Below are 18,094 nucleotides of genomic sequence, written 5' to 3'. Positions count from 1 at the left end.
CCTCGCCCCGTGCCCTTGCTCCCGTACGCGGTGCGGCGCGGGTGCGGCGACACCACTCGCCCCACCCGCGCCGTTCCCGTGCGTCTCCGGCGCACCCTCTGCCCTGGAGACCCGCCGGGGCCCCTCAGCCCCGGCCGTATGTGTGGAACCCGCGGCCGCTCTTGCGGCCGAGCAGACCCGCCTGCACCATCCGCTGGAGCAGCGGGGGCGGCGCGTACAGGGGCTCCTTGAACTCCTCGTAGAGGGATTCCGCGATGGCCGCGACGGTGTCCAGGCCGATCAGGTCGGCGAGTTTGAGCGGGCCCATCGGGTGGGCGCAGCCCAGTTCCATTCCGGCGTCCACGTCCTCGGGGGCGGCGAACCCGGATTCGGCCATGCGGATGGCCGCGAGGAGGTACGGGATCAGCAGCGCGTTGACCACGAAGCCGGCCCGGTCCTGGGAGCGGACGGTGGTCTTGCCCAGGGCGTCGCGGGCGAAGGCCTCCACGGCGTCGAGGGTGTCGCGTGAGGTGTGGAGGGAGGAGACGACCTCCACGAGCGGCAGGACGGGGACGGGGTTGAAGAAGTGCAGGCCCACGACCCGGTCGGCGCGGCCGGTGGCCATGCCCAGGCGCATGATCGGGATGGCCGAGGTGTTCGTGGCGAGGATCGCTTCCGGGTCCGCCACGATCTTGTCGAGGCCGGCGAAGACCTCGATCTTGGCTTCGGGGTTCTCGGTGACGGCCTCGATGACGAGCTGCCGGTCGGCGAGGTCCTCCAGGTCACCGGTGAAGACCAGCCGGGCCAGGGCGTCCTCGGCGGAGATCCGGTCCAGTTTCCCGCGCTGCACGGCCCGTTCGAGGGAGACGGCGACGCGTTCCCGGGCGGCCCGGGCGGCGGTGGCGTCCGACTCGGCGACGACGGTGTCGAGGCCGGCGCGGGCGCACACCTCGGCGATACCGGCGCCCATCTGGCCGCCGCCGACGATGCCGACCCGGTGGATTGTCGCGATCGACGTGGTCATCAGCGGTTCTCCGTCCGGCGGACGAGGTGACGGGTGTAGGCCTCGGGGGTGAAGAAGGCGGGCAGGCTGGGCGTGAGCGCGGTGTTCACGAAGACCTCCCGGGCCTCGGCGACCCGGGCCCGCGGGTTCTCCTCGTCCAGTGCCGCGCATTCGGCGTCGAGGAGGTCGAGGACCACCGACCGGTCGGCCTGGTCGTGGCGCAGCCACTGCCAGATCTGGACGCGGGCGATCTCGGCGGTCGCGGCGTCCTCCATCAGGCCGTACAGGGCCACGGCGCCGCTGCCGCGCAGCCAGGCGTCGAAGTAGCGCAGGGCCACGGCGACGTTCGAGCGGATGCCCTCCCGGGTGGGGGGCGCGGCGATCCGGCGCACGGACAGCAGGTCGGCGGCCGTGATCTCGACGTCCTCCCGGGTCCGGTCCAGCTGGTTCGGCCGCTCCCCCAGGACGCCGTCGAAGACCTCGCGGCAGACGGGGACCAGTCCGGGGTGGGCCACCCAGGAGCCGTCGAAGCCGTCCTCGGCCTCCCGCTCCTTGTCGAGGCGGACCTTGGCGAGGGCGGCGGCGTTCGCCTCCGCGTCCCGGCTGGGGACGTGGGCGGCCATCCCGCCGATGGCCTGGGCGCCGCGCCGGTGGCAGGTGCGGACCAGCAGTTCGGTGTAGGCCCGCATGAAGGGGGCGGTCATGGTGACCTTGGCCCGGTCGGGCAGCTGGAAGTCGGTGCGGTGGCCGAAGGTCTTGATCAGGCTGAAGAGGTAGTCCCAGCGGCCCGCGTTCAGTCCCGCGCTGTGCTCGCGCAGCTCGTGGAGGATCTCCTCCATCTCGAAGGCGGCGGTGATCGTCTCGATGAGGACGGTGGCGCGGACGGTGCCGCGGGGGATGCCGAGGAGTTCCTGGGCGAGGAGGAAGACGTCGTTCCACAGGCGTGCTTCGTACCGGTTCTCCAGCTTGGGCAGGTAGAAGTACGGGCCGTGGCCCGCGTCGATCTGCCGCTGGGCGCAGTGGAAGAAGTACAGGCCGAAGTCGACGAGGGACGCGGACAGGGGCCGGCCGTCGATCTCCAGGTGCTCTTCGAGGAGGTGCCAGCCGCGCGGCCGGACCATGATGGTCGCGAGCTGCTCGCCGAGACGGTACTCCTTGCCCTCCGGGGTGGTGAAGTCGATGCGCCGCTCGATGGCGTCGAGCAGGGTCAGCTGGCCGCCGACGATGTTGGTCCAGGTCGGGGCGGTGGCGTCCTCGAAGTCGGCCATCCATACCTTGGCTCCGGAGTTCAGGGCGTTGACGGCCATCCGCCGCTCGGGCGGGCCGGTGATCTCGACGCGGCGGTCGGTGAGACCGGGCGCGGGCGGCGCGACGCGCCAGTGCGGGTCCTCGCGGAGGGCGCGGGTGGCGAGCGGGAAGTCGAGCGGGGTGCCGCCGGCCAGGTGGCCGGCGCGGCGGTGGCGCTCCTTGAGGACCTCCAGGCGGCGGTCGGCGAACGCGGTGTCGAGCCGGCCGATGAACTCCAGGGCCTCGGGGGTCAGGATCTCCTCGTGGCGCTCACCCGGCGCACCGAGGACCTGGACGCTGCTGGTCAGAGGCGAGAGGGGCATGCGGTTCTCCTCAGCGGGGGCGGTGGGCGGGTGCCCGGGGGAGGTCCCTCGGGCACCCGTCGGAAGGACTCGGCAGGACTCGGCAGGACAGCCCCCTAGTGGAACTGCTCTTCCTCGGTGGAACCCGAGAGCGCGGTGGTGGAGGAGGCCGGGTTGACGGCGGTGGAGACGAGGTCGAAGTATCCGGTGCCGACCTCGCGCTGGTGCTTGACGGCGGTGAACCCCTGGGCCTGGGCGGCGAACTCGCGCTCCTGGAGGTCGACGTAGGCGGTCATGCCGTGCTCGGCGTAGCCGCGGGCGAGGTCGAACATGCCGTGGTTGAGGGAGTGGAAACCGGCCAGGGTGATGAACTGGAAGCGGTAGCCCATCGCGCCCAGCTCCCGCTGGAACTTGGCGATCTGGTCGTCGTCCAGCGCCGCCTTCCAGTTGAAGGACGGCGAGCAGTTGTAGGCCAGCATCTGGTCGGGGTACCGGGCGTGGATCGCCTCGGCGAACTCGCGGGCCTGCGCCAGGTCCGGGGTGCCGGTCTCCACCCAGATCAGGTCGGCGTACGGGGCGTAGGCGAGGCCGCGGGCGATGACCGGGGCCATGCCGTTGCGCACGTGGTAGAAGCCTTCGGCGGTGCGCTCGCCCGTGCAGAACTCCGCGTCGCGCTCGTCGACGTCGCTGGTCAGGAGGGTGGCGGCGAGGGCGTCCGTACGGGCGATGATCAGGGTCGGGGTGTCGGCGATGTCGGCCGCCAGGCGGGCCGCGTTGAGGGTGCGGACGTGCTGCGCGGTCGGGACGAGGACCTTGCCGCCGAGGTGGCCGCACTTCTTCTCGGAGGCCAGCTGGTCCTCGTAGTGGATGCCGGCCGCACCCGCAGCGATCATCGCCTTGGTGAGCTCGAAGGCGTTCAGGGGGCCGCCGAAGCCGGCCTCGGCGTCCGCGACGATCGGCGCGAGCCAGTCCGTCGTGTCGGTGCCGCCCTCGGCGGTGGCGATCTGGTCGGCGCGCAGCAGCGCGTTGTTGATCCTGCGCACCACCTGCGGGACCGAGTTGACCGGGTACAGGCTCTGGTCCGGGTAGGTGTGCCCGGCCTGGTTGGCGTCGGCGGCCACCTGCCAGCCGGAGAGGTAGATCGCCTGGAGTCCGGCCCGCACCTGCTGGACCGCCTGGCCGCCGGTGAGCGCGCCGAGGGCGTGGATGTAGTCCTGCTCGTGGAGCTGTCGCCACAGCCGCTCGGCGCCGCGCCGGGCCAGGGTGTGCTCCTCGCGGACGCTGCCCGAGAGCCGCACCACGTCCTCGGCCGTGTAGGTGCGCTCGATGCCCGCCCAGCGAGGGTCGTCGGCCCACCGCTGCTTGAGCTGCTCGGCCGCCGCCGTCGTGTTCGCCTCTGCCATGACCGTCACCGTTTCCATCCGTCGCTTGTCTTGCCAATGAGCCGGGCCGTGGTCCCGATGCATTGGCACTCTGTGCCTGTCAATGAGATGCGGCCGCCGAACCCGACCCTGGGCCGAAGCTGAGCAATGCTGCCGAACCGCCGGGGCGAACTGTCTGGATGGCCGAAATCAGGGCGTGAATCGGGCCAGTCGGCTCTTCCCGGCCACCGTGTCCGGCGGGCCGCAGCACCGACTCTGGCACTGACACCGAGTGCCATCAAGGAGGTACATCTGCCAAGCTCTGCGAATCTTCGGTGCCGGAATTGCCAAGGTTGCGAAGCCTTCCGGCTGCGAAGATCCCCGTATCCTGACGGCGCGTGTACGGCGGCGTGTACGGCGCGTGTCCGGCGTGTCCGGCCCGGAAGACGGCGAGGGAGTGCGGTGAGCAAGACGTACGCGGGAGCGCGGCTGCGGCGGCTGCGCGAGGAGCGCCGGATGACCCAGGCCGACCTGGCCCGGGTGCTCGCCATCTCCCCCAGCTACCTCAACCAGATGGAGCACGACTCCCGGCCGCTCACCGTTCCGGTCCTGCTGCGGCTCACCGAGGCCTTCGGTGTGGATCCGGGGTTCTTCTCCGAGCGCGACACCAGCCGGCTGGTCGCCGACCTGCGCGAGGCGCTCGCGAACGAGGTGGCGCAGGCCCGCGTCTCCCCCTCCGACCTGGCCGAACTGGCCACCCGTATGCCCGCGGTCGCCTCGGTGCTGCTGGACCTGGGGCGGCGCGGCCAGCTCCTGGCCGAGCGGCTCGCCGACGCCGCCGACGGCCGGGACCTGGCCGCCGACAGCCCGCGCTCGCCCCACGAGGAGATCCGCGAGTTCTTCTACCGGCGGCAGAACTACCTCCACGACACCGATCTCGCCGCCGAAGGCCTCGCCGCCGAGATCGGCATCCGCCCGGGGGACGTCATCCGCGCGCTGACCCGCCGGCTCGCCGACCGGCACGGCATCCGGACGGCCACGGACTCCGACCGGCTGCACCACTACGACCCCGCCGCCCGGGTGCTGCACCTGTCGAACCGGCTCCGCCCCGGACAGCAGGCGTTCCGGATGGCCACGCAGCTGGCGCTGATCGAGTACGGGGACGAGCTGGACCGGCTGGCCGCCGAGGACTTCCCGCCCGGCTCCCCCGTCCACGCCCTCGCGCGGATCGGCATCGCCAACCACTTCGCGGGCGCGCTCATCCTCCCGTACCGCGCCTTCCACGCAGCCGCCGAGGAGTTCCGCTACGACATCGAGCGGCTCACCGACCACTTCGGGATCGGCTACGAGACGGTCTGCCACCGGCTGAGCACCCTGCAGCGGCCCAGGCTGCGCGGGGTGCCCTTCTCCTTCGTCCGGGTGGACCGGGCCGGGAACATGTCCAAGCGGCAGTCGGCAACCGGATTCCACTTCTCCCGCGCGGGCGGCACCTGCCCGCTGTGGAACGTGTACGAGGCCTTCGCCGCGCCCGGCCGCATCCACGTCCAGGTGGCCGCCATGCCCGACGGTCAGCGGTACCTGTGGACCGCCCGGGCCGTCACCCGCCACCGCGGCGGCTGGGGCGAGCCCGGCAAGACCTTCGCGATCGGGCTCGGCTGCGAGATCCGGCACGCCTCGCGGCTCGTGTACGCCGACGGGCTCGACCTCGACAACACGGCGGCCGCCACCCCCATCGGCATGGGCTGCCGCCTCTGCGAACGCCTCGACTGCCCGCAGCGGGCCGTGCCGCCGCTCGGACGGGCGCTGGCCGTCGACGAGAACAGCAGCACCTTCATCCCGTACCCGGTGACCAGGAACCCGGTCCCGGCTCGGGACTGAGCGGGCGTCAGGCCCGGGCGGCGCGGCCGGATGGCGAAGGCGCGCGGCGGCGGCCCTGGACTTACTAGGACGTCCAACTATATGTTCGTGGCACAAGGTCCGCGGTGCAGGGAAGCCGGTGAGAAACCGGCACGGTCCCGCCACTGTGACCGGGGAGTGTGCTGCCATCCACACGCCACTGACGAGGTCTGTCGGGAAGGCGGGCGGCACGCGGGGATCCGGGAGTCAGGATACCGGCCGCGGATGTTCCGTGTTGTCCACGAGGATGGAGCAGACACGCATGGCACCGGTTTGTACCCACGACCCTGGTGATCCGGCGGAGCGCACGCACACGTTCGCGCGCTCATAGGTCGTCCCTGTCGGAGACGACCTGGTCCCACGGCCTTCCCCAGCGGCGCACCCGACCGGGTGCCGTCCGCCGGTCGGCCGTGCCATCCCCGGATCCAACCTGACGAGAGCAGGCACCCATGGTCCGTGAACTCACCCATTTCATCGGCGGCAAGCACACCACCGGATCCTCCGGTCTCTTCACCGACGTGTACGACCCCAACACCGGCACCGTCCAGGCCCGGGTCCCGCTCGCGGGGCGGGCCGACACCGAGGCCGCCCTCGCGAACGCCGAGGAGGCGCAGGCCGACTGGGGGCAGTGGAACCCGCAGCGCCGCTCGCGCGTTCTGCTGCGTTTCCTCCAGCTGGTCGAGGGCGAACGGGACTCCCTCGCCCGGCTGTTGTCCTCCGAGCACGGCAAGACCGTCGCCGACGCCCACGGGGACCTGCAACGCGGCCTGGAGGTGGTCGAGTTCGCCGCAGGTGTCCCGCACCTGCTCAAGGGCGAGTTCACCGACAACGCGGGCACCGGCATCGATGTGCATTCCCTGCGCTCACCGCTCGGCGTGGTCGCCGGGATCACCCCCTTCAACTTCCCCGCGATGATCCCCCTGTGGCAGGCCGCACCCGCCCTGGCCTGCGGTAACTCCTTCATCCTGAAGCCCTCCGAGCGCGACCCCTCCGTACCGCTGCGCCTCGCCGAGCTGTTCCTGGAGGCCGGTCTGCCGCCCGGCGTGCTCAATGTGGTCAACGGCGGCAAGGAGGCCGTCGACACCCTCCTCGAAGACCCGCGCGTGCAGGCCCTCGGCTTCGTCGGCTCCACCCCGATCGCCGCGCACATCTACGCCACCGCCGCGGCCCACGGCAAGCGCGCCCAGTGCTTCGGCGGCGCCAAGAACCACATGATCGTGATGCCCGACGCCGACCTCGACCAGGCCGTGGAGGCCCTCATCGGCGCCGGCTACGGCTCCGCGGGCGAGCGCTGCATGGCCATCGCCGTCGCCGTCCCCGTCGGCGAGGAGACCGCGAACGCCCTCGTGGCCAGGCTGACGGAGCGCATCGCCACCCTGCGCGTGGGCCGCTCGGACGACCCCGAGGCCGACTTCGGGCCGCTGGTCAGCCAGGAAGCCCTCGACCGGGTGAACCGCTACGTCGGCATCGGAGCCACCGAGGGCGCCGAACTCGTCGTGGACGGGCGCGGGTTCACCCTGCCCGGACACGAGGACGGCTTCTTCGCCGGAGCGACCCTCTTCGACCGCGTGACCCCGCAGATGCGGATCTACCGCGAGGAGATCTTCGGCCCGGTGCTCTCCGTCGTACGGGCCGCCGACTACGAGGAGGCCCTGCGCCTGCCCACCGAGCACCCGTACGGCAACGGCGTCGCGATCTTCACCCGTGACGGAGACACGGCGCGCGACTTCACCCGCCGGGTGGGCGCCGGCATGGTCGGCGTCAACGTGCCGATCCCCGTCCCCGTGGCGTACCACACCTTCGGCGGCTGGAAGCGGTCCGGCTTCGGCGACCTGAACCAGCACGGCCCCGACTCGATCCGCTTCTACACCCGTACCAAGACCGTCACCTCGCGCTGGCCCTCCGGGGCCAAGGAGAGCGCGAGCTTCACCATCCCGACGATGGGATGAGCCGGTGACCATCACCCTCAGCCCCGATCAGCTGGCCCTCGCCGAGGTCACCCTCGACTTCGCCCAGGAGCAGCTCGGCCCGTACGCCGTCACCTGGGACCAGGACAAGCACTTCCCGCTGGACGTGATCCGCAAGGCGGCGGACCTCGGGCTCGGCGGCGTCTACGTCCGCGAGGAGCACGGCGGTTCCGGCCTCAGCCGCAGCGACGGCGTCCTCGTCTTCGAGACCCTCGCCACCGGTTGCCCCTCCATCGCCGGATACCTCTCCATCCACAACATGGTCGCCTGGATGATCGACCGGTACGGGGACGCGGACCAGCGGGCCCGCTGGCTCCCCGACCTGTGCTCCGCCCGGTCGCTGGGCAGCTACTGCCTGACCGAGCCCGGCGCCGGATCCGACGCGGCCAGGCTGCGCACCCGGGCCGAGCGCACGGACGACGGCTATGTGCTGACCGGGGTCAAGCAGTTCATCTCCGGCGCCGGCGCCTCCGAGGTCTACATCGTCATGGCGCGCACCGGCGGGGAGGGCCCGGGCGGCATCTCGGCGTTCGTCGTCGAACGCGGAGATGCCGGGGTCTCCTTCGGCCCGGACGAGCGCAAGATGGGCTGGAACGCCCAGCCCACCCGCCAGGTGATCCTCGACGGGGTCCGCGTCCCCGCCGACCGGCGGCTCGGCGCCGAGGGCGACGGCTTCCGCATCGCCATGAACGGCCTCAACGGCGGCCGTCTCGGCATCGCCGCCTGCTCGCTGGGCGGTGCGCAGAGCGCGCTGGACCGCAGCCTCGCGTACCTGGCCGACCGGGAGGCCTTCGGGGCCCGGCTGCTGGACGCCCAGGCCCTGCAGTTCCGGCTCGCGGACATGGCCACCGAGCTGGCCGCGGCCCGCGCCCTGGTCCGCCAGGCCGCCGACGCGCTGGACCGGGGCGACCCGCTGGCCCCGCAGCTGTGCGCGATGGCCAAGCGGTTCGCCACGGACACCGGCTACTCGGTCGCCGACCGGGCACTCCAACTCCACGGAGGTTACGGCTACTTGAGCGAGTACGGCATCGAGAAGATCGTCCGCGACCTTCGGGTCCACCAGATCCTGGAAGGCACCAACGAGGTCATGCGCATCATCGTCGCCCGCGGGCTCACGGAGGCCCTGCGATGAACCACGTACCCCCCGGGGGCCACGCCCAGGACCACGTGCTCCTGCGGACCGAGGGCCACACCGCCTACATCACCCTCAACCGCCCCGGGGCACTCAACGCCCTCACCCACTCGATGGTGCTGCGCATCGACGAGGCGCTCGCCGAATGGCAGCACGACCCGGACGTCGCGGCCGTCGTCATCGAGGGCGCCGGTGAACGCGGCCTGTGCGCGGGCGGTGACATCCGCGCGATCCACGAGGACGCCCGCACGGGCGGCACGGCCTCGGCCGGCTTCTGGCGCGACGAGTACCGGCTCAACGCCCGCATCGCCCGCTATCCCAAGCCGTACGTCGCCCTCATGGACGGCATCGTCATGGGCGGCGGCGTCGGGATCTCGGCCCACGGCACCGTGCGGATCGTCACCGAACGCTCCCGCGTCGCCATGCCCGAGACCGGCATCGGCTTCGTCCCCGACGTCGGCGGCACGTACCTGCTGGCGCTGGCGCCCGGAGAACTGGGCACCCACCTGGCCCTGACGGGGGCGCCGGCCGGGGCGGCGGACGCGCTGCTCTGCGGGCTCGCCGATCATTTCGTGCCCTCGGAGCTGCTGCCGCGGCTGGCCGCGGACCTGGCACGGACCTCCGTACACGAGGTGCTGGAACGGTACGTCGGTCCGGCGCCCGGCGGCGCGCTCGACGGTGACCGCGAGTGGATCGACCACTGCTACGCGGCGGACACGGTGGAGGACATCGTGGAGCGCCTGCGCGGCAGCGGTGTCCCGGCGGCGAAGGAGGCCGCGGCCACCCTTGCGGCCAAGTCGCCCACGGCCCTCAAGGTGACCCTGGCCGCCCTGCGCCGGGTGCGCGAACTCGGCCCGCTGGAGCGGGCTCTGGAGCAGGAGTACCGGATCTCCTGCGCGGCGCTGTCCTCCCCCGACCTGGTGGAGGGGATCCGCGCGCAGGTGATCGACAAGGACCGCAGCCCGCGGTGGTCACCGCCCTCCCTGGCGGAGGTCCTTCCTGCGGACGTGGAACGGTTCTTCGCCCCGCTCGGCGCGCGCGAACTGCAGCTGACCCGGACGGATTCGACTCAGGAGGTGCCCTGGTGAGCAGGACCGTGGCGTTCGTCGGACTGGGCCGCATGGGTGGTCCGATGGCGGCCAACCTGGTGGAGGCCGGACACCGTGTCCTCGGCTTCGACCTGGTGCCGGAGCTGCTGGCCACCGCCGCCGTGACGGGGGTGGAGCCGGCGGTGTCGGCCGCCGCGGCGGCCGCCGAGGCCGATGTGGTGATCACCATGCTGCCGGCGGGCGGGCACGTCCTCGCCCTGTACGGGGACGGCGGGCTGCTGGCCGCCGCACGGCCCGGCACCCTGTTCGTCGACTGCTCCACCATCGACGTGGCCGACGCGCGGGCGGCCCACGAGGCCGCTGCGGCGGCCGGTCATCGGTCCCTCGACGCGCCCGTCTCGGGCGGGGTGGTCGGCGCGCAGGCGGCGAGCCTCACCTTCATGGCGGGCGGCGGCGCCGAGGAGTTCGCGGCGGCCGGGCCGCTGCTCGGCGCGATGGGCAAGAAGGCCGTGCACTGCGGGACGGCGGGCGCCGGACAGGCCGCGAAGATCTGCAACAACATGATCCTCGCCGTCTCGATGATCGGGGTGAGCGAGGCCTTCGTCCTCGCCGAGAGCCTCGGCCTGGACCACCAGGCCCTGTACGACGTGGCCTCCACCGCCTCCGGCCAGTGCTGGGCCCTCACCGTCAACTGCCCCGTGCCCGGACCGGTTCCGGGCAGCCCCGCCAACCGTGACTACCTTCCCGGCTTCGCCGCCCCCCTCATGGCCAAGGACCTCGCCCTGGCGGCGAACGCCCTGCGGGCCGGCGGGGTGGAGGCGCCGCTGGGCCTGAAAGCCGCCGAGCTGTACGCCGACTTCGCCGCGGGCGAGGGCGCCGGCCTCGACTTCTCGGCGATCGTCCACACGCTGCGACCCCGGAACGGAACCCCCGCATGACCTACGAAACCATCCTGCTGGAGCGCAAGGGGCGGGTGGCCGTCCTCACCCTCGACCGGCCGGAGGCCCTCAACGCCCTGAACCTCCAGGTCATGACCGAGGTGGTGGCCGCAGCGGAGGAACTGGACCGGGACCCGGAGGTCGGCTGCATCGTCCTGACCGGCTCCGCGAAGGCCTTCGCGGCCGGCGCCGACATCAAGGAGATGCGGCCGCGCAGCTATATGGACATGTACCTGTCGGACTGGTTCACGGCGTGGGACCGGCTCGGCCAGGTCCGTACGCCCACCCTCGCGGCGGTGTCCGGCTACGCCCTGGGCGGCGGCTGCGAGCTCGCCATGATGTGCGACATCCTGCTCGCCGCGGACACCGCGAAGTTCGGGCAGCCCGAGATCAAGCTCGGGGTGATCCCGGGGATCGGCGGATCCCAGCGGCTCACCCGGGCCGTCGGCAAGGCCAAGGCCATGGAACTGTGTCTGACGGGCCGCACCATGGGCGCGGTCGAGGCCGAACGGGCCGGCCTGGTCTCCCGGATCGTCCCGGCGGACGAGCTGCTGTCCGAGGCTCTCACGGTCGCCGGGACCGTCGCCGGGATGTCGAAGCCGGTCGCGATGATGGCCAAGGAGGCCGTGAACCGGAGCTTCGAGACCACCCTCACCGAGGGCGTCCGCTTCGAACGCCGGCTGTTCCACGCGGTCTTCGCCACGGCCGACCAGAAGGAGGGCATGTCCGCCTTCGTGGACAAGCGCCCGCCCCGCTTCAGCCACGGCTGAGGCACCGCGCGAAGGCCGGGTACGGTGCGCAGGACTGCGCCGTACCCGGCCTTCGGCCTGCGACGACAGGTGCCCGCTAGCGGCGGCTGCGTACGGGCAGGTGGAGGAAGTACGGAGTGCCGATCACCGCGGTCATCAGGCCGGCGCCGAGCTGGGCCGGTGCGCCCCGCGACCGGCATGCTCGCGCGGTTGCGGGTGAACCCGCGGAACCTGTGGGCGAGCGGGCGGACGAGGGCGGGGGCGCACATGCCGACGAAGCCGACGGGTCCGGCGAGCGTGACCGCGGCCGAGCGCGGCCGGCGCATTGTTCGGGGAATGTACGGATGGCGGCGCGCCCACCGGAAGGGCGGAGCGGCGCGGTTAGCATCGATGCTGCCAACCGCGGCTGAAAGGCAGTGATGACGGAGTCCAGGGGCCTCGTACTGATCGTCGAGGACGAGCGCCACATCTCCGACGTGCAACGCCTCTACCTGACCCGCGAAGGCTTCGGGGTCCACGTCGAGGCCGACGGGGCCGCCGGGCTCGCGGCCGCGCGGCGCATGCACCCGGTGGCGATCGTCCTGGACATCGGCCTGCCCGGCATGGACGGCATCGCCTTCTGCCGCGCCCTGCGGGACGCCGGCGACTGGACACCGGTCCTGCTGGTCACCGCCCGCGGTGAGGAGGCCGACCGGATCCTCGGCCTCGAACTCGGCGCGGACGACTACCTGACCAAGCCGTTCTCGCCCCGTGAGCTGGTCGCCCGGGTCAAGACCGTACTGCGCCGGGCGGCGGGCCCGCCCGGACCGCCGCCCGGGAGCACCGGCCGGCTCAGCGTGGACCCGGTCAGCCGCACCGTGCGCCGCGACGGCGAGCCGGTCGAACTCACCGCCACCGAGTTCAATCTGCTCTCCCACCTCCTCCAGCACGTGGGCCAGGTCTTCACCCGCGAGCAGCTGCTCGCCCAGGTGTGGGGGTACCCGGGCTACCGCGACACCCGCATGGTCGACGTCTTCGTCTCGCAGGTACGCGCCAAGCTCGGCGACGCGAGCCCGATCCGTACGGTCCGCGGCGTCGGGTACAGCGCGACGGCGCCCGGCCCGTGAACAGCCACCCCCGCACGGGTCCGCGCCGCGGCTCCCTCGCCCGCAAGATCGTGGTGCTGACCACCGTGGTGGCGGCGCTCGCGGTGGCCCTGACCGGACTGATCGCCTGGCAGACCGCCGCGCACGGCGCCGAACAGCGTGAACGCGACCAGCTGACCCGTCAGGCGACGGTGCTCAGCCGGCTGCCGGTCCTGTCCGAGGCGCTCTTCACCGGTGCCCAGGCCCTGGCGGGGCCGAACGGGGTGCAGCTCGCGGTCATCGCCCGGGACGGCACCGTGAGCGGAACCGCCGGCCCGGCCGTCGACCGGACGTCCAAATCGGCCCTGCTGGCAGGGGATCCGGTCTCCACCACCGGCATCCTCGGTGGCCAGGAGGTACTGCTGGTGGGGCAGCCCGGCGTACGCGGCGGCGCCGTGGTGCTGACCGAGCCGTACACGGTCGTCACCGAGAACACGAACCAGATCCGCCGCAACGTGATCGTCCCGCTGGCCTTCGGCATGCTCGGCGCGGCCCTGGCCGGAGCGCTCCTCGCCCGCCGGATCGCCCGTCCGCTCGTGACGGCCGCGCAGATCGCGCACCGGCTCGCCGACGGCGAACGCGGTGTACCAGCCCCGGTCGACGGCTCCCGGGAGACCGCGGACATCGGGCGCGCCCTCAATGTCCTGGACGAGGCGCTGGCCCACAGCGAGAACCGGCAGCGGGAGTTCCTGCTCTCCGTCTCCCACGATCTGCGCACCCCGCTGACCGCGCTGCAGGGCTACGCCGAAGCGCTCGCGGACGGCCTGATCGAGCCGGAGCGGGTGCCCGAGGTCGGCGGCATCCTGGCCGACGAGACCCGGCGCCTGGACCGGTTCCTCGGGGACCTGCTGGACCTGGCCCGGCTGGAGGCCGACGACTTCCGCCTGGACGTGGCCCCGGCCGACCTCCGCGCGCTGGTCTCCGAGGCCGCCGCGTTCTGGACCGGCCTGTGCGCACGCCACGGCGTCGACCTCCGGCTCGAACGGCCGGACCTGCCCGTCGTCGTCGCGACGGATGCCTTCCGGGTCCGGCAGCTGATCGACGGCCTGGTGCAGAACGCGCTGCGCGTCACGCCCGGGGGCGCGCCCCTGGTCCTCGCCGTCCGCCCGGCCGCCGCGGGCGGCGGGGCCGAGCTGCAGGTCCGCGACGGCGGGCCCGGCCTCACCGACGACGACGTACGCATCGCCTTCGACCACGGCGCCCTCCACGAGCGCTACCGGGACACCCGCCCGGTCGGCAGCGGGCTGGGGCTGGCCATCGCCCACCGTCTGACCGGCCGTCTCGGCGCCGGCATCCGCGTCGAGGGGCACGGTCCGGAAGGCGGCGCCTGCTTCACCGTCACCCTCCCGCCGGCGCCCGCCGCCTGAGCACCCGGGTGCGGCGGCTCCCTTACATTCCCCGGACAATGCGCCCACGCCCCCCTTACACACACCGCGCACAGTGGCCCCATGAACACTGAATCGGCCGAGGGGCCGGGGCTCCTCCACCGGAGCGGGCGCTGGTGCGCCCGGCACGCCTGGCGGGTCGTCGCCCTGTGGGTACTGGCACTGGTCGGCCTCGGGCTCGCCAACCACACCTGGGGCGGCACCTACGCGGACAGCTTCTCCCTCCCCGGCACCGGCACCCAGACCGGTGCCGACCTGCTGACGGCCCACACCACCGGGTCCGGCGGCACGGCCTCCGCCATCGTGATCACCTCCGACGAGGGCGTGGTCACCGATCACCGGGCGGCGATCGAGGCGGCCGTCGCCCACCTGGGCCGGCTCCCCGAGGTCCTGTCGGTGGCCGACCCGCTCACCACCCCCGGGGCCGTCTCGGCGGACGGCGGGACCGCCCAGGTGACCGTCCGCTTCGACGGCAACCCGGCGAGCTTCGACCCCGCCTACCTCGCCGGGGTGGACACCGCCGTCGAGCCGCTGCGCGCCGACGACGTCACCGTCGAGTACGGGGCCCCGCTCGGCCAGCTGGCCACCCCCAGGTCCGCCGACCGTGCCTCGGAGGCGATCGGTCTGGCCGTCGCCGTGCTCGTGCTGCTGATCGGCTTCGGCAGCGTCGCCGCCACCGGCCTGCCCCTGGTGACGGCAGTGACCGGCCTGTCCGTGAGCCTGGCCGGGCTCGGACTGCTCGCCGGGCACTTCAGCTTCGCCCAGGCCGCCCCGACCCTGGCCGCGATGATGGGCCTCGGCGTCGGCGTCGACTACGCGCTCTTCCTCGCCACCCGCTACCGGGCCCTGCTGCACGCCGGATCCGGACCCGACGAGGCGGTCGGCCGTACGGTCGCCACCAGCGGCCGGGCCGTGCTGGTCGCCGCCGCCACGGTGGCCATGGCCCTGGGCGGGCTGTGCGCCTCCGGCGTGGGCTTCATCGGCGCCCTCGGTGTCGCCGCCGGACTCAGCGTCCTCGTGGCCGCCGCCGCGTCCGTGACCCTGACTCCCGCCCTGCTGGGTCTGCTCGGCCGCCGCATCGACCGCTTCCACGTCCGCGAGCCCGTCGCGGAACCCACCGGCGAGGCGGACGTCTGGCACCGCTGGGCCGTCAGGGTGAGCCGCCGCCCGTGGCTCTTCCTGGTCGGCGGCCTGCTCGTGCTCGGCGTACTCGCGGTCCCCGTCGCGTCCATGCAGCTCGGCCACGTCGACGCCGGAGCCCAGTCCACCAGCAGGACCGACCGCCGCGCCTACGATCTGATCACCGAAGGCTTCGGCCCCGGCGCCAACGGCCCGCTCACCGTCGTCACCCACCTCGACAGCCGCCATGTCGAGAGCGAGAGCCTGCGCCAGGACCTCGCGGCCTCGCTCCGGCGCGAGCTGGCCGCCGTACCGGGCGTCGCCTCCGTCACTCCCCCGGTGCCCAGCCCCGACCACGCCCTGCTCATCACCACGGTCGTGCCCACCACCGGCCCGCAGGACGCGGCCACCGCGGATCTGATCCACACCTTGCAGGACGAGACGGTGCCGTGGACGCTGTCGGGCACCGGGGCCACCGGCTACCTCACGGGCACGGCCACCGCCGCCCAGACCTTCACCGACACCCTCACCGCCAAACTGCCCCTGATCATCGCCGTGGTCGTCGCCGCCGCGTTCCTGCTGCTGCTCACCGTCTTCCGCAGCCCGCTGGTGGCGCTCAAGGCCGCCGTGCTCAATCTCTTCTCGATCGCCGCCGCCTACGGTGTGGTCGTCGCTGTCTTCCAATGGGGCTGGGGCGGGGCGCTGTTCGGCGTCACCGAGAAGGTGCCCGTCGAGTCCTACGTACCGATGATGATGTTCGCGATCGTCTTCGGGCTCTCCATGGACTACGAGGTCTTCCTGCTTTCCCGGATCCGCGAGATCTGGCTGCAGCACGAGGACAACCACCTGGCCGTCGCCACCGGCCTCGCCGCCACCGCCCGCGTCATCACCTGCGCGGCGCTGATCATGACCAGCGTGTTCCTGGCCTTCCTGCTCTCGACGAACGTCGCCGTCAAGATGCTCGCGCTGGGCCTCGGCGTCAGCGTCATCATCGACGCCACCGTGGTCCGCCTGCTCCTGGTGCCCGCGTCCATGTACCTCTTCGGGCGCGCCAACTGGTGGCTCCCCGGCTGGCTGGACCGGCTCCTGCCGCACCTCGACCCGGAAGGGCCCCCCGCCGGGCCGGAGCCCCTGGCCGGATCGGATCCCGCACCGGATCCCGCACCGGATCCCGCCACCACACCCGGTCTCGCACCCGCCCGAGGAGAACGGCGATGAAGCGCCCCCTGACGAGGACCCGGGCCGCCCTGCGCCGCCGTACCGCCCTCACGATCACGGTCGCCGTGGTCCTGCCGGCCGTCGTCGCCACCGGCGCGGCCGAGTACACGGTCCGCCACCACATCCACAACCGTGTCGCGAAAGCGGCTCCGGGCCTCGGCGACGACGTGGCGGTCGGTGTCGCCGGCGGCTGGGCGCTGTGGGACCTGGCGCACGAGAGCATCCCCCGGCTCGACATCAGCAGCGACGACGCCCGGGTCGGGCGGCTCTCCCAGGTCCGCGTCCGGGCCCGGCTGGACGACGTCCGCCTCGGCGGAACGACCACGGTCGGCGGCACCCACGCGGACGTGACGGTCTCCACGCAGTCCCTCGCCGCCGCGATCCGCGAAGCCGTACCGTCCGTGGCGGTGGCGGCGGTCACCACCGACCCTGCGAAGGGGACGGTCCTCGCGGACGTCGGTCCGGGCGGGCTGGGGCAGTTGACGCTGCGTCCGGTCCTCGCGGACGGCAAGGTCACCCTCGCCGTCGACGGGCTCACCCTGTTCGGCCGCTCCGTCCCCACCGACCGGCTCGGAATCGGTGCCAGCGGCTTCGGCCCGCAGGCGGGCACGCCGAAGGAGTACCCGCTCGGGCTGGCGGCCACCTCCGCCGAGATCCGGCCGGACGGCCTGCACGTCTCCCTGACGGGCGGCCCCAGCACCCTGTCCGGCATCTGACGCCCACCGCTCGACCGCATTCGCCCGGAACGTTCCGTACCCGCCCGGTGGCCGGATCACACCGCATGACCAGGGCGTCCGAAAGACCGTACGCACGGCTGCAGTTGCCGGCGGGTACGGTTCCGGCATGGATGTTTCAGAAATCAGTTCGACCGAGGACGACGACATCACCCCGGCGGTGGTGATCAAGGACATCGCGCGTCAGCAGCTGGTGAAGCTGGGCGCCGCCGGGCTGTCCCTGGATGCCGTGGCGCGCGACAGCGGCCTTCCCGTCGCCGAGGTCGAAGCCGCGTTCCCGCACCGCGACGATCTGCTGACCGCACTCGTCATCGACGCCTACGACGCGTCCGGCGAGGCGATGGAACAGGCCGACGGCGCCGCCACGGCGGCCGGCGCGTCCGGGGGCGCCCGGCTCCTCGCGGTCACCCGCGCGCTGCGGCAGTGGTCCTTCGACCACCCCGCCGAGTTCACCCTGATCTACGGCTCGCCCGTGCCCGGCTACCACGCACCGCAGGACACGGTCCCGTCGGCCTCGCGCACGCCCGCGGTCCTCGCCGGCATCGTGCGCTCCGCACTGGAGGCCGGTGAACTCACCCCGCCCCGGCGGCCGGTGCCCGGCCCGCCGCTGCTCCTTCCGGAGGCCGTGCAGCTCTTCGGCGGCACTCCCGAAGCCCCGTTCTCGGACGTCATCGAGCGCGGCATCGTCCTATGGAGCAATCTGATCGGCCTCCTGGTGTTCCAGGTCTTCAGCCGTACCCACGACAGTGTCCGGGACGAGGCCGCGTTCTTCGACTACGCCATCGCCGTGGCCGCCGAGAGCATCGGCCTCGTGGTCCCCCTGGCCGAGAACACCGACTGACCCGCCCGCC

14 protein-coding genes and 1 riboswitch are annotated in these 18,094 nt (G+C 72.8%); of the genes, 11 read left to right on the top strand and 3 right to left on the bottom strand.

Features of this window, described 5'->3' with window-relative positions:
• Positions 1 to 124: 124 nt before the first annotated feature.
• The 3 genes from ACFY04_RS13450 to aceA form a co-directional block, all read right to left on the bottom strand.
• The gene (locus tag ACFY04_RS13450; protein ID WP_389116395.1) at positions 125 to 1,003 is read right to left on the bottom strand and encodes a 3-hydroxybutyryl-CoA dehydrogenase; all 879 of its coding nucleotides are present in this window, start codon (positions 1,001 to 1,003) and stop codon (positions 125 to 127) included.
• Positions 1,003 to 2,592 (bottom strand): malate synthase A, encoded by a 1,590-nt coding sequence (gene aceB / locus ACFY04_RS13445; protein ID WP_389116393.1) that lies wholly within the window; start codon positions 2,590 to 2,592, stop codon positions 1,003 to 1,005. The genes ACFY04_RS13450 and aceB overlap by 1 nt, the downstream gene beginning before the upstream one ends.
• A 95-nt stretch (positions 2,593 to 2,687) precedes the next feature.
• Complete coding sequence (gene aceA, locus ACFY04_RS13440; RefSeq protein ID WP_389116391.1) at positions 2,688 to 3,974, bottom strand: isocitrate lyase; 1,287 nt, start codon at positions 3,972 to 3,974, stop codon at positions 2,688 to 2,690.
• A 420-nt stretch (positions 3,975 to 4,394) separates the two neighbouring features.
• On the opposite strand from aceA, the gene ACFY04_RS13435 reads away from it, so the two are divergent.
• The 11 genes from ACFY04_RS13435 (at position 4,395) to ACFY04_RS13385 (ending at position 18,084) form a co-directional block, all read left to right on the top strand.
• Positions 4,395 to 5,810, top strand: a complete 1,416-nt coding sequence (locus tag ACFY04_RS13435; RefSeq protein ID WP_389116389.1) for a short-chain fatty acyl-CoA regulator family protein — start codon at positions 4,395 to 4,397, stop codon at positions 5,808 to 5,810.
• Between the two features lie 71 nt (positions 5,811 to 5,881).
• Positions 5,882 to 6,067, top strand: a riboswitch (cobalamin riboswitch).
• A 210-nt stretch (positions 6,068 to 6,277) separates the two neighbouring features.
• Entirely contained in the window at positions 6,278 to 7,777 is a 1,500-nt protein-coding gene (locus tag ACFY04_RS13430) for a CoA-acylating methylmalonate-semialdehyde dehydrogenase (RefSeq protein ID WP_389116386.1), read from the top strand.
• 4 nt (positions 7,778 to 7,781) lie between these two features.
• The gene (locus ACFY04_RS13425) at positions 7,782 to 8,927 is read left to right on the top strand and encodes an acyl-CoA dehydrogenase family protein (protein WP_389116385.1); all 1,146 of its coding nucleotides are present in this window, start codon (positions 7,782 to 7,784) and stop codon (positions 8,925 to 8,927) included.
• The gene (locus ACFY04_RS13420) at positions 8,924 to 10,015 is read left to right on the top strand and encodes an enoyl-CoA hydratase/isomerase family protein (protein ID WP_389116383.1); all 1,092 of its coding nucleotides are present in this window, start codon (positions 8,924 to 8,926) and stop codon (positions 10,013 to 10,015) included. Before ACFY04_RS13425 ends, ACFY04_RS13420 begins: the two co-directional genes overlap by 4 nt.
• On the top strand, positions 10,012 to 10,914 hold the full coding sequence (gene mmsB / locus ACFY04_RS13415; RefSeq protein ID WP_389116381.1) for a 3-hydroxyisobutyrate dehydrogenase: 903 nt from the start codon (positions 10,012 to 10,014) through the stop codon (positions 10,912 to 10,914). The genes ACFY04_RS13420 and mmsB overlap by 4 nt, the downstream gene beginning before the upstream one ends.
• Positions 10,911 to 11,684 carry an enoyl-CoA hydratase gene (locus ACFY04_RS13410; RefSeq protein WP_389116380.1) on the top strand — a complete coding sequence of 258 codons (774 nt, stop codon included), beginning with the start codon at positions 10,911 to 10,913 and terminating at the stop codon, positions 11,682 to 11,684. Before mmsB ends, ACFY04_RS13410 begins: the two co-directional genes overlap by 4 nt.
• A gap of 398 nt (positions 11,685 to 12,082) precedes the next feature.
• Positions 12,083 to 12,769, top strand: coding sequence for a response regulator transcription factor (locus tag ACFY04_RS13405; protein WP_389116378.1), 687 nt, complete (start codon positions 12,083 to 12,085; stop codon positions 12,767 to 12,769).
• Entirely contained in the window at positions 12,766 to 14,154 is a 1,389-nt protein-coding gene (locus ACFY04_RS13400) for a histidine kinase dimerization/phospho-acceptor domain-containing protein (RefSeq protein ID WP_389116376.1), read from the top strand. The genes ACFY04_RS13405 and ACFY04_RS13400 overlap by 4 nt, the downstream gene beginning before the upstream one ends.
• 81 nt (positions 14,155 to 14,235) lie before the next feature.
• Positions 14,236 to 16,509 carry an MMPL family transporter gene (locus tag ACFY04_RS13395; protein WP_389116374.1) on the top strand — a complete coding sequence of 758 codons (2,274 nt, stop codon included), beginning with the start codon at positions 14,236 to 14,238 and terminating at the stop codon, positions 16,507 to 16,509.
• On the top strand, positions 16,506 to 17,225 hold the full coding sequence (locus ACFY04_RS13390; RefSeq protein WP_389116373.1) for an LmeA family phospholipid-binding protein: 720 nt from the start codon (positions 16,506 to 16,508) through the stop codon (positions 17,223 to 17,225). The genes ACFY04_RS13395 and ACFY04_RS13390 overlap by 4 nt, the downstream gene beginning before the upstream one ends.
• Before the next feature lie 127 nt (positions 17,226 to 17,352).
• The gene (locus ACFY04_RS13385) at positions 17,353 to 18,084 is read left to right on the top strand and encodes a TetR-like C-terminal domain-containing protein (RefSeq protein ID WP_389116372.1); all 732 of its coding nucleotides are present in this window, start codon (positions 17,353 to 17,355) and stop codon (positions 18,082 to 18,084) included.
• Positions 18,085 to 18,094 lie beyond the last annotated feature (10 nt).

This window comes from Streptomyces sp. NPDC001549 (assembly GCF_042894025.1).
Classification (GTDB): Bacteria; Actinomycetota; Actinomycetes; order Streptomycetales; family Streptomycetaceae; genus Streptomyces; species Streptomyces kutzneri.
This window is presented reverse-complemented; position numbering and strand designations above follow the sequence as displayed.